Here is a 12,968-nt window from a genome sequence, read left to right on the forward strand (position 1 = left end):
AAGATGAGGAATCCTGAAATGAAGCACGGACAATCGACCACAGCCCTAATTGCAAGTGAAGAGCGCACAGCCCACGACGAAATCCTCCGCCTTGCAGAGGCCATGGTGGATGGTCTGCTTGATGAACGTGGTGATCCCATGGAATTCGAAGGAGAGGATCGGAAACTCATCACCCTTGTAAACCGGATGCTCGACGCCCTTGTCGATCCTTTGCGCCTTGCAGCAAACGCCATTGACCAGATCTCCCACGGCAAGATTCCCCCATTTCTGATCGACGATTACAAAGGAGAATACAACGATCTAAAACGAAATCTGAACACTCTGCTCGCCACATTATACGGGCTTGATAACGAAACCAGAAATCTCATAGACAAGATCAGGGACGGAAAATTGCGTACCCGTGGAAACGGCTGGGATTTCAGCGGAATATGGCGTGATCTGATCAACGGAGTAAACGGAACACTTGATGCTGTTATCGATCCTGTCACCGAAGCTGGCTCTGTACTCGCGCAGCTTGCTAATTTTGATTTGAGGGCCCGCATGCGCGGTCAGTACCGAGGCGAGCATGCGATGATCAAAAAAGCAATCAACGGCACGGCCGAATCGCTACATTCGGCCATAGCGCAGGTTGCTGAGTCTGTCGAAAGCGTTACCGAGGTGGGTGAGCGCATCGCCATGAACAGCCTGACCGGAGAAAGAGGGGCAGAAGTCCAGAACGAGCAGATTTCCGAGGCCTCGACAAACCTTGCCAGTATTTCAAAAACCTCGGCCATAACCGTTGAGAACACTAAAAACGCCAGCATAAGCGCCCGGCGTTCTGTTGATTCCATCATTGAAAGCAAAAACGCCATGGAAAGGATGCTGGCGGCGATGGACGAGATCCGTTCGGCCGCAGACAATACCAAAACCATAGTTCAGGAAATCGACAATATATCAAAGGAAACAGACGCACTTGCAACCAGCGCTGCTGAAAAAGCGGTTGTTATAAGTTCATCCGCAAGGGGTTTCGGAATTGTGGCGACTGAAATCAGAAATCTTGCAAAACGCTGTAATGAAGCCGCTGACCGTCTTGACACGTTAGGCCTGAACATCCATGTCAGATCAGGACACGATGGAGCTGGGTATGATGATGAAGCAGCCTCGGACCATACAAAACATGAAGAATTGAGTAGCATCATTGATGAATTGTTGAAAATATCAAGGGTTTCCCATTACCTCGGCCTGAACGCCTCTGTTGCCTCAGCCCATGTTGAGGGCGCAGGCATCAGGTTCGAGCTTATGACCGATGAAATTGGGCGGCTTGCCAAGCGCTCGGCAGATGCTGCACGGAGAACCGAGGAACTGATCAGGCAGTCTGTGGATAATGCCCGAAAAGGTGAGGAACTATCCAGGGGAATTGATGATCAGCTTGCAGGAGCGGTCCAGGGCGGTAATATGATCAACCGGTTGACGGAGGAAATTTCAAGGGGCAGTCAGGAACAGGCGCGAGGTCTGGATGAAATAATCAAAGCAGTTGAACAGATCAATCAGGTCACACGCCTGAATACCAATATCGCCAGGGAATCTGCAGAGTCAGCCAATATTTTGGAAGAAGAAACAAAAAAATTGTCGGATATGGTGAACAAGTTCCATATCGACAGAAGTGCCTGATCAGGTCCGGCATCCCTTGTATGTTCGAATCGATGAAAACAGGCCAATTTGTAGGTCGGATTAGAGCGTCCTTTGCTCGTAATCCGACTTTAGAATTTTTGATCTAACCAGACAGATATTTCAAAAAGCATTGATCAAGAATTGAAAATTATGACGAGCCTCACCTGTCATCATTGCTTAACCAGTTCCACACGGCGGTTTTTTTGTTTGCCTTCTTCTGTGTCATTGGATGAGACAGGAGAAAGAGAAGACACTCCATGAGACTTCAAACGGTCCGGCGCAATTCCATATTTGCCAGCCAGGGCCTTTGTCACAGCTTCTGCCCTGTCTTTGGACAGCTTCATATTAGAGTCAAAAGAACCAACACTGTCTGTGTGACCAACAACATAAACCTTCAGACCTGCATCGTTTTTGAGGAGTTTTGCAATTTCAGTCAAGGCTGCGTCAGATTCAGGTTTAATCTCGGACTTACCTGTGTCGAAGTAGATGCCATATATCGAAACATGTCCGGTTGCATGGATGTCATTGCCCATAGCCTCGGCCTTGGCCACGACCTCCTGTGCCATAGCCTTTTTTTCTATTACTGTAAGTCTATACATATTATTGTAGCTTCTCACCTCGACCCATGTTTCATTTCCATCCTTTTGAACTACGATGGTGGAGGTCTTGTTGAAGTTGTCATCAAAAACGACATTTCCGCCAATTTTTATTAGGGCATCCTGAATATTTCTACGGATTTTCAATTCTCCAGGTTCTGTGGCGCCTTTCTTCAGCTTGTATTCGATGTAATACTTCTGGCCTTCGATATTGACATATTTTTTGGTCTGGTCATTGAATCTGTGGGTGTCAAAGTCGTTATATTTATAGCCTGAAATATAGAAGTCGGGCATCCTCGTTAGAATTGGGAGATCCTTGCTCCCTTTTATGTCTTCCTCGCCCGCCATGGCAGTGCAAAAAAAGGAAAAAACAAACGACAGGATCAGAATTGGTACCACTATCTTTTTCATATTGTCCCTCCGGGGGTGTTAGAAAACTAATTAAGTATAGTCTGAATACCCATAAATGTTTGAAAATAAAAACTTCATGCAACTACCGCAACTCAAAAAGTTCTTGCGGATTTTATTCCAAAAAGCTCCGCAAAAACTTTATGGTTTTGTTAGTAGGTAAAAAACTGATATCTTTAGAGTTTTAAAAATGTTAAGCTCATGAACTTTCAAATGTTAATGAGAATTGGGCATAACCACAAATAGTTATTGTGTATATCCTTCTCCGCACTTAAGGGGAACAGAGCCTATTTAAATGTTTATCTGGGAGTCATCACCATTACTTTGTCAAGAATGATCTCATTCGGATCAGGCCCCAGCAGGTCAGGTGAATCAGGGTCAATATACATTCTGAAAGCCATGAAAGCCTCATCGCCATAATTGATGCCATTTAAATTGCCATATGTATCCTGATCCACCTTAAAGGTATCATCATCAATTTTGTTTCTGGCGAATTTCCACATATACAGATTGTCCGTATTTGCTATCTGCGGGAAGCTTCTGGCAACACTTCCTTCATACATAGAATTGGTGATGCCTCCGAAACCATTGGCATATTTGGCTCCGTAGCAGCTTACATTGCCATAGACGGATTTGCGGATCTTTGTATGATTGACTCCATAAACAACAATGACAGTATCCTGATTAAATTTGAAAGAATCAGAATTCAGATAAAGCGTGTCCCTGGTTTCGCCGAGTACATCCTCCAGGGCATTAATGGCTTCGGCGCCTGACTTGCCAAGCCAGACATGGGTGTCAAGTTCGCGTATGGTGTAATTAGGGCTGTATTTATCAATGATAGCCTGTCTCAGTTTGGCTGTATCTTGAGTTAAATGGTTCTCGGTAATGCCTGATCCTCTTTGTCTTGGGGCAAAAGGCTGAAGAAAGTTTGCCTTCCTTGGAGTATTTGGCGTAAGGCGAATGATTTCAAGCGTTGGGCGATTAAGATAGGCCTGTCCTGCAGATTTGTCTGCCGGGTTTGAAAAGCGGTGCAGGAAATTCATCAGGTCTGCATAATCATCATTTCCAAGCCTTACCAGATTCGAGTCTATGACATCCAGCAGGACTTTCTCCCTATCCAATCCTGCTTCAGAGACTGCGGCAATAACGTCTTCATAAAGCTGTCTGTCCGGGGTGGATACAAGGATAAAGAAAGATCCAAACTGGCCTACCTTATTTCCCCCGCTTGCCGGATAGAACATGTCTTCCATGATGTTATAGGCATTTATAGGGTCTCCAAGCTGGGCGTATATCTTTTTGCGGTCAAAAGGGTTGGTGCCACTTAGGCAGCGGCTTAAAAAATAACTGCGATAGCTATAATAATCACATGCAGGAGGAGTTCTGCCTATGAGAATGAACCCTTCATCCTCGCGCATGCTGAATGCAAACTGGGCAGGGATGATTGCATGTTTCGCATCCGGTGGCAAAGGTGCCTGGATGCAGAAATACGGGAATCCTGCATTATTACCATTGGCGTTGGGCGAATATCCTGCATAGCAGACATCTATGGCATTGCTCAGGCAGATATCTCCCTGTTGAACCGTGTACCCATTCTTTTTAAGCACCGAAGACAGATTTCCGGCTTCAGGTATAATATCTCCAATCTGGAGCGGGGCCGGGGCTTTTACTGTAATCAGGTTTTTATCTTCATTTACAGTGACGTCGCCGTCAAGAACAGTTTCAAGAAATTGCACGGGCGCCCATAAACGCCCCTGAAACTCCCTTGATGCTGGCTTCATCTTGCAAAGACTCACCTGAACCATGCCATTTTCAGCACCGTTAGTGGCAAAGCCTATCCTTTTTCCATACTGCGCGACTATTCCCTTATTCATGTTTATGGGAACAAATCTGCCGCCGACTCCATTCATGAACTGATCGACATCAATCAGGAGGCCTCCGTCTGTTTTATACCAGTCAACCCTTGATCCTGTAAGGCTGCCGTTTAAAATCAGATTCGAATCATTTTTTTCATCGTCGCTGCCGCATGAATACAGAAGCAATATACTGGATAATAAGCAAAATACGAGTTTGACAATTTTTCTTTTCATAGAGAAATCCGTCCTGATCGATTAAGAAGTTTGATGACCTCGCAAAAATGCAAAAAAGATCGTCAGCGCCATGCGGACTTGATCCTGTATCAAGTGTTTTCAGATATTTCTGGACTCAGGCCCCGTTTTTCACCGGTACAGACCCCGCCGGAATGGTTGAATTCGGACTTTTTTGCAGCCTTTTCAAGTTTGATGGACTCGCAAAAAGTTGAAAAATGGCTTTAGCGTCATGCCGGACTTGATCCGGCATCCAGTAATTTGAGCCACTTCTGGATTACGGCCTTCGCCGGAATGACGGTAATCCGGACTTTTTTGCGACCTTGTCAAGTTTAGCAGATTCAAAAACAGGTTTATTTTTATAATGAATCCCCCAAAATTTACCGAAGATCAATATATAATTTTTTTCGTGGTTCAGAAAATTATTGATGGGTTCGCAAAAAAGTCAAAAAAAATAGTCAGAGTCATGCCTGACTTGGTCAGGTTCATGTATTTCAGCCGGCCCTACATCCTTCCTGCGCTGGAATGACGGGAATCAGGCTTTTGCGGCCCTGTTCTTCGGATCGGATCATATAGAAAGTCTGCTCGAACAGGTGGTTCTTATTCATCCATTATGCACAGTAAGTTGGGGAAAAGGAATTGACCAGCCATTTAAAGTACAGGCTTCAACAGCGCTTTTTTGAATCTGTCTGCAGATACCCCCATAATTTTCAGCAGCTTCTCCAGTAAAAGACACTATTATAACTATATCGAGTGAAGAGGCTTCTGCCTTGGAAAATTCTACCTTTAAATTTTTAAGGTTCCCTGCAAAACCGGCGCTGCTTATGCCATCCATTACCGCCTCCCGCATTTTTGAAGGGATTGTGCCTGTTATTTCTTTTTGATGGCTGTAATCAAGGCCAAAAGGAATGACAATAAGAAAGCCCCTTGATATGTTTTGTGGGTTTTGGCTTAAAAAATTTGGAGTGTGATAAGTTTTTACAGTGCCTCCATGCAGAAACAACTGCACAGTTTCAGGAGACTGGAGAACCACTTTTCCTGTTGTCCCGTCGGCAAGGGTTATCCAGTCTTCTTTTCTGCATGGAAACCATGGTTCTTCAGGATGGCATGCTCTGGAATACATATCTGCAAGTTTATTGATGGGGAGGCTTATCTTGCCTCCTATCAGCTCCGGATTGACAAGATCAGTATAGAATCCGAGAGCTGAAACTTTCCATGGTACGCCATTATAGATAAGTCTTTCGCCTTCCTTTACAGTTCCAAGGTTCAGAAGCATTTTAGCTTCAACCAGATGCTTGGGCAGAGTCTGTTTTGCTGTCCAGGCTATGCTTAGAAGAAAAAGAAGGGCAATACCTAAAAGGGTCCAGTCTCCTAGAATGTAAAGGATCATGAGTCCCGTGATTATAGAACTCAGAACGGTCAGCACCTGGTAAGACAGGCAGGTAAATCTTGCGTAAAGATTGGCCCTGTCCTTGAATATCCTGAATACAAGGCTGTTGAAGGCATCTGTGAAAAAACGCATTGCAAAGAAGACCATGAATATCCCTGATGCCGTCAGAAACAGGTTCTTGCCCCTGGTCTTAAAAAATATTTTTATAACTTCCTGTAGAGATTTGAAAATAGAACCTTCTTCCCTGGTTTTTTCTTCAATCTGCAGAGTTAAAACTGATTGTTCGCTGGTGATCTGCTGGGCATATCCTTCCCATTTTTTTTTGAGCTGTTTCAGGCTGTTTTTGATATGATCGTCTTCAGTTGTGGCTATTCTATTTTCCAGATTGGCAATAGCGGTTTTTGCTTCGCTTAGTTTCTGTTTAAGATAATCAACCTTGATTCTGGTCTTTTCAACTTCTCTTGGTTTTGAAGTCAGGGCTTTCATAGACTGGATCATGGGCGTAAAAAGATCCTGAAGCTCCTGTTTCCAGTCAAATTTTGTCTGGGGAGGCGATTTGAAACTGACAATATCTATACCAGTTGCGATGCCTTCAAAATTGTTTTCGAGCTGTTCAAGCCTTGCCGTCAGTGTGTTTATTTCATTTTCTGATTTCAGCCGCAATTCTTCCGTGCTTGCACCGACAAGGACTTTTTTTTGTGCCTCAATATCTTTTTTTACCAGCCCTATGCTTTCATTCAGCCCCCTCATGGCCTTGATCGCATTTGACTCATCCGAAAAAGTCTGTTTCTGGTCAGGCTGGGACGATTTTTCTGGTTGGGGTTGCGTTTCGTCAGCAAAGACCTGGCTTGCAATAATTAAAAAAAGAACGCATAAAGCAGTTAGCCTTTTTCTTGAGAACATGTATTCACCGTTATATTAGAATCCTGACCGTTTTAGGTAAAAAGTGGTAGATGATAGACAACCTTATACGACACGACGCTCTTGTGTCAAATAAAGCCATTTATTAGGAGTTTAGATGAAAATCAGATTGTGTTTTGCTCTTTTTGCCCTGTTTGTCTTTAATTCATGCGCGGTTTCTCCTGAAGCCTCTTCTCTTATTTCTTCTCCTGGGGTCATTGCTCTGCCGGCCCTTGTGCCGGATTCTAAAGTCACGGTGACGACGGAACACGGAACCATAGTCATTACGGCAGGCCATAATAACGAAAGAAGTTTTTCCCTGGACGACGACGAGCGGGCTTTTGTTCTTACAAAAAATAAAGGAAGCAATCCCAAGGCAGATCTGGGTGTTTATATACCTGTAAGGGGCAAGTCAGCAAAGGGCCACGACAGACTTGTGAGGGTATATGTTGAGGAAGCCCTTCTCAGCTACCATACCCTGAACGAGCCCATTGATTTTTTATGGAAGCAAAGATTCGAGAAACCAGGATATGATGTTGAGACCTTATATACTGACAGCGGACTGGTCGTCCAGTTGAGCAAATATATCAAAAGGGATAAGCCGGAACCACCTTTACATATCAATATCTGGCAGGTCTACGTATTAGGTGAAAAACCATTAAAAATGCCAGGAAGCCAGAATGAGAAAATAAAGGTTGAAGGCCCTGAACCTGTTGTTGGTACAATTGTTGAAAAAAAATGATAACGGCAGGCAGTATATTTGGCTGACTGATTATAAAGCCTGTTGCCAATGTTATTGGACAAGGACGATTGCTCAGGTTTATGGCATTGTGCCATAAGTAGTAATTATCCTTGTTAGTAAATACCCGATAATGGGGTTTGGGCATTTATAAGTCAAAAAAAACCATTTGTGATATTCTTGAAACATTATTTTAATAAACTTCGAGTATTTGGGTGTCTGTTATTTCGCATTAGAAATATTAAGTGAAGATGATATTTTCCTGTTCACGGTGTCGTTGCTTCGATTTGATTTCTTGACTTTCATTTGAGTTATGAGTAATTATATGTCATAAAATTTTGAAATATACCTGTACTTTAAAGTAGCTCAGGGGGCAAAATGCCGGACCATAAATTTTTCAGCTCATTTGACTCATTAATAAAAACTTTTCTGACTGAGTACAAAGTTGCGACAACCAATGATGTTTCAAGAATCATTGACAGGCTTGACAGACTTGAAAGACTGATTTCAAAAGCAGCTATCGAACCTGGGCGTTTGCGAAAAAGCGGAGATTTGAGCCGCATGACCTCTGCCTCTTCTGTGGTTTTATCCGTGATAAAAGACAGCAAGGAAGGGGCGGATTTTTCTCAAATAAAGAAAAAGACCGGATATGATGATAAAAAGCTCAGGAATATAATTTTCAGGCTCAATAAAATTGAAAAGATTAAAAGGCTTGAACGTGGAATCTATGTCTTTAATGAGCAGTAAAATACTGCTTTTTTAAAGCGGTTTTTTAAAAATTATGCCCTGATGACTGACTCTGTTTGGGGTTCTGTTGTCAGGGTTTTTTTGCTAAAAGCCTGAAAAATGTCCATGTCAGTTCGATGATAAAGGTTCAGTTCCCCTTATGATAATACCGTAAAGAGTCCTATTCTCATTATTCCTGAGCCGGCCCGATTCCGGAACTATCTGAAAATAAGGGATGCGGATCAGCGCAGGCATGGTGCTGACGCTCTTCTTGGTCTATCAGCTATCCAACCTGTTTTAAATATCATTTGATTTTTCACTCCCCATCATGCAATCCTACCTTCCGTTTTTTAACTTATTGCAAGAATAAACAAAAATTTGAGAGAAATATGATAAATATTGAAAAAAATGAAATCCCTGCCGCAAACAGTATAAACAAGCTAATAGTCGGGGATATGATCGAAGGCTATGTCGTAAAAACAATTGAGCTGCTTCCTCATATCAAAGGTGTTTTTTACGGGCTGGAAGACTCCGGAACAGGTGCAAGGCATATTCATATAGAGTGCGAAGATAACGAAAACACATTTGGAGTCGCGTTCCGTACAATTCCAAAAGATTCCACAGGCGTTGCCCATATACTCGAGCATACAGTTCTCTGCGGGTCTGAAAAATACCCTGTCAGAGACCCTTTTTTTTCCATGCTCAAGAGAAGCCTGAGTACATTCATGAACGCATTCACAGCTTCTGACTGGACCATGTATCCTTTCTCCACACAGAACAGGAAGGATTTTTATAATCTCATGGATGTATACCTGGATGCGGCATTTTTCCCGAAAATTGACGAACTGAGTTTCAAGCAGGAAGGATGCCGACTTGAATATGATGATGCCGAGAACCCTGATTCCTTGTCATTCAAAGGCGTAGTATTCAATGAGATGAAGGGCGCCATGTCTTCCCAGGATCAGGTTCTTGCCCGCTCCCTGTTAAAAGCAATTTATCCTGATACAGAGTATAGCTTCAATTCGGGCGGAGACCCCAAGGAAATTCCTTCTCTTAAATATGAGGATCTGAAAGCTTTTCATGCAAAACATTATCATCCTAGCAACGCGTTTTTTTATACATATGGGAATATTCCCCTTTCAGATCATTTGAAGCTGATCAGGGAGAAAATTCTATCGAGATTCGGCAAGATAGAGCCTGTTTCAGGCATAGAATCCCAGCCGAGATGGTCCCAGCCAAGGGTTGTCAAAGAATCTTACCCCGCTTCGGCAGATGACGATCTTGCAAAAAAATCCCAAGTCTGCGTTGCCTGGCTTACTTCTGATATCAAGGATTCTTTTGAGAATATCAGTCTCACCCTTCTTGGGGAAATTCTGCTTGGAAATTCAGCGTCCCCGCTTCGTAAGGCTCTTATGGATTCAGGATTTGGATCTGCCATGACAGATGCAACCGGTTTTGATCCTGATCACAGGGACGCATTGTTTGCCTGCGGACTTAAAGAGGTCTCCGAGGCTGATGCAGACAGTATTCTTTCACTTGTTCTTGATACCCTCGAAAACATTTCAAATAAAGGGATTGAACAGGAACTGATAGATTCGTCAATACATCAGCTTGAATTTCACAGAAAAGAGATTACAAACACTCCTTATCCCTATGGGCTAAAGATGCTGATGGCTTTTTCCGGGGTCTGGCTGCATGATGGTGATCCTTTGAAGGTAATCAGGTTTGAAGAAGATATTGCAAAAATTAAAAGTTTTTGTGCCAAAGGCCTTTTTTTTGAGGGCCTGATAAGAAGGCATCTTATTGATAATAGTCACAGGCTTCTTTTCATTCTCTCTCCTGACACAGCCATGGCTGAAAGAGAAGATAAACTGATATCAGCATCGCTTGAAACGATTAAGAGCGGCCTGAACAGTGAAGCAGTTTCAAGGATCAGGGATGATGCTGAGAAGCTGGCCAATCTTCAGGATTCCGAGGAAAACCTGGACTGTCTGCCAATGCTTGCACTCAGCGATATTCCGTCTGAAATAAGCGACGTGTCTCCCTCAGCCTTCTGGGATAAGCATTCAACAATTTGTTACCATCAGCCCACTTCAGGAATTTTTTATTTTACCTCGGCCTTTGGTCTTGGGCATCTTTCAGAAGATCTTATACCCTGGGTTCCATTTTTCTGCTGGAGCGCGTGCAGGGTCGGAACGCAAAAGCGGGATTATATCGATCTTGCCCGCCTCATAGACGCAAAAACCGGTGGCGTGTCAATGTCAGCCCACACGAGAACAGGTTTTGATGAGGATTCAGCGTGTATTTCTTTTCTGACCCTGACTGGCAAATGTCTCGATTCAAACAGGGATTCCATGCTCTCCATAATTTCCGAGCTTTCTTCCGAATACAGTTTCAAGGATCTTGAAAGGATAAAGACGCTTATACAGGAATACAGGGCGGCTCTTGAGACCTCAATTGTAAGGAACGGACACAGACTCGCCATGTCCCTTGCTTCAAGAAATCTGTCAGGTAGCATGATGCTCGGAGAGCTCTGGCACGGGATTCACCAGATAAAAATGATCAAGGATTTCTGCATTGATCTTGATAATAAGGCCCTTGAAAGACTCTCCCGTAAAATGACTGATATTGCTGGAAGTATATTCAAAAAGACTAACAGCAAAACCGCGATTATCGGTGCAAAGGACATAGTTGAAGGAGCCGAGGCAAAAGTCCGGGAATATGTGACAGCCCTTTCTGTTGATTCTGATGAGCCTCAAGTAAGAGAAGGATTCAAATATCAGTGCAGGCTCGTTTCTTCTGACAGGCTTTTTGAAGGATGGCAGACAAATTCCGCTGTTGCCTTTGTCGCAAGCTGCTTTCCTGCTGTCAGGCTGTCTCATTCTGATTCTCCTGTGTTTTCTGTTTTGGCGAAGCTTCTTAAGTCGCTTTATCTGCACAGGGAAATCAGAGAAAAAGGCGGCGCTTACGGTGGTTTCAGTCTTTATAATTCAGAGGACGGCCTTTTCAGCTTCGGTTCATACAGAGATCCTCATATTGCAAGAACCATGAACGTTTATGAAGGTGCGCTTGAATTCATAAAACAGGGCGATTTTTCAGATTCTAATATCCGGGAGGCAATACTTCAGATCTGCTCTGAAATTGACAAGCCTGATACTCCGGGGCCATCTTCGCGCAAAGCTTTTTACAGAAGGCTCGTGGGACTCTCAAGAGAGATGAGGATGGAGTACAAGTCAAGACTTCTAAAAGTCACCAAGGAAGATGTCCTAAGGGTCGCGTCCGAGTATCTGGATAAACAGAAAAACATGAGTTCAACCGTAGTCATATCTGGCAAGGCACTCATGGAATCTGAGTCAGAAAAGCTGCCAAAACCCTTGACTGTTTATACGATTTAGAGGCGGCCTTTAGTATTGACAAGGTTGCAAAAAGTCTGAATAAGGCGTCAGAGTCATGCCGGACTTGATCCGGCATCTTTGTGTTTTCAGACACTTTTGGATTCCGGCTCCCGGTTTTTACCGGGACAGGCCCCTCAGGAATGACTAAAATTGGACTATTTGCGAGACAATAAATTGGGATAAGAGGTACATTGCAAAATGAAAACCGCATTATTGCTTATCGACATTCAGAATGACTATTTTCCCGGCGGCAGAATGGAAGTTGAAGGAAGTATTGAGGCTGCTGCCTGCGCAAGAAAGCTTCTTGACAGATTCAGATCAGAAAAATTGCCCATAGCTCATATACAGCATGTTTCAACAAGACCAAATGCTACTTTTTTCATACATGGAACAAGTGGTGTTGACTTCCACGAATCCGTAAGTCCTTTTGAAGGAGAGGCTGTTTTTGTTAAACACTATCCCAACAGTTTCAGAAGTACGGGCTTATTTGACATGCTGGAGCGCAATGGAATAAAAAATCTTGTTATTGCCGGCATGATGACCCATATGTGCATTGACGCAACAGTTAGGGCCGCGTTTGATCTTCATTTTGACTGTACAGTCATTTCTGATGCCTGTGCGGCAAGGCCCTTGGGTTTTGGCGGAGTTGAGGTTGAAGCAAAAAAGGTTCATGCTTCGTTTCTTTCTGCGCTTGGCGCAGTTTACGCGAAAATTATGGTTGCTGACGAGTTTGTAACGGGTGCGGATTTGACATGATCCTGAAGTCATTATGGCTGTTTTGGATTTGCCTAATATCATAAAACTATGTGGTTATGCTCAATTCTCAGTAATTCCATTTCTAAATCAAGTATGCAATAATAGCCGCAAAAGACATGGAGGCGGCAATGGCAAGAAAAGCAAGTGGAATAGAGATACTTGATCAGGCAAAAGAGATTTTATCAAAGGCAAAGACAGTCAATGAATTAAGAAGAGCTCAGGCTGTAATATTACCGTTGGAATTTGGATTATCACTTTCTCAGACAGCAATGATTTTAGGCGTTTCTGTCGGATGGGTATGTCGTTTAAGAAGACAGTTTATCA

Annotated in this window: 9 protein-coding genes; 6 read left to right on the plus strand and 3 right to left on the minus strand. The window is 43.4% G+C overall.

What is annotated here, in order from left to right:
- Positions 1 to 18: 18 nt before the first annotated feature.
- Positions 19 to 1,650: a methyl-accepting chemotaxis protein gene (locus K245_RS0105815; protein WP_035276579.1), complete on the plus strand. Its 1,632-nt coding sequence runs from the start codon at positions 19 to 21 to the stop codon at positions 1,648 to 1,650.
- Positions 1,651 to 1,820: 170 nt separating this feature from the next.
- Here K245_RS0105815 and K245_RS0105820 read toward each other — a convergent pair whose 3' ends face one another.
- From K245_RS0105820 to K245_RS0105840, 3 genes are all read right to left on the minus strand, one after another.
- Positions 1,821 to 2,657, minus strand: a complete 837-nt coding sequence (locus tag K245_RS0105820) for an OmpA family protein (RefSeq protein WP_027358543.1) — start codon at positions 2,655 to 2,657, stop codon at positions 1,821 to 1,823.
- A gap of 296 nt (positions 2,658 to 2,953) precedes the next feature.
- A complete protein-coding gene (locus tag K245_RS0105825) occupies positions 2,954 to 4,741 on the minus strand; it encodes a hypothetical protein (RefSeq protein ID WP_027358544.1) in 1,788 nt (595 codons plus the stop codon).
- Positions 4,742 to 5,342: 601 nt separating this feature from the next.
- Positions 5,343 to 7,031 (minus strand): Rad50 family protein, encoded by a 1,689-nt coding sequence (locus tag K245_RS0105840; RefSeq protein WP_027358545.1) that lies wholly within the window; start codon positions 7,029 to 7,031, stop codon positions 5,343 to 5,345.
- Between the two features lie 115 nt (positions 7,032 to 7,146).
- On the opposite strand from K245_RS0105840, the gene K245_RS0105845 reads away from it, so the two are divergent.
- From K245_RS0105845 to K245_RS0105865, 5 genes are all read left to right on the plus strand, one after another.
- Positions 7,147 to 7,770 (plus strand): hypothetical protein, encoded by a 624-nt coding sequence (locus tag K245_RS0105845; RefSeq protein WP_027358546.1) that lies wholly within the window; start codon positions 7,147 to 7,149, stop codon positions 7,768 to 7,770.
- Positions 7,771 to 8,145: 375 nt separating this feature from the next.
- Positions 8,146 to 8,514, plus strand: a complete 369-nt coding sequence (locus K245_RS0105850; RefSeq protein ID WP_027358547.1) for a hypothetical protein — start codon at positions 8,146 to 8,148, stop codon at positions 8,512 to 8,514.
- A gap of 368 nt (positions 8,515 to 8,882) precedes the next feature.
- Positions 8,883 to 11,888 carry an insulinase family protein gene (locus tag K245_RS0105855; RefSeq protein ID WP_084156142.1) on the plus strand — a complete coding sequence of 1,002 codons (3,006 nt, stop codon included), beginning with the start codon at positions 8,883 to 8,885 and terminating at the stop codon, positions 11,886 to 11,888.
- Between the two features lie 198 nt (positions 11,889 to 12,086).
- Positions 12,087 to 12,644: a cysteine hydrolase family protein gene (locus K245_RS0105860; protein ID WP_027358549.1), complete on the plus strand. Its 558-nt coding sequence runs from the start codon at positions 12,087 to 12,089 to the stop codon at positions 12,642 to 12,644.
- A gap of 128 nt (positions 12,645 to 12,772) precedes the next feature.
- Positions 12,773 to 12,968, plus strand: a 196-nt coding sequence (locus tag K245_RS0105865) for a helix-turn-helix domain-containing protein (protein ID WP_027358550.1), incomplete at its 3' end; no start/stop codon positions are given.

Source organism: Desulforegula conservatrix Mb1Pa, assembly GCF_000426225.1.
Classification (GTDB): Bacteria; Desulfobacterota; Desulfobacteria; order Desulfobacterales; family Desulforegulaceae; genus Desulforegula; species Desulforegula conservatrix.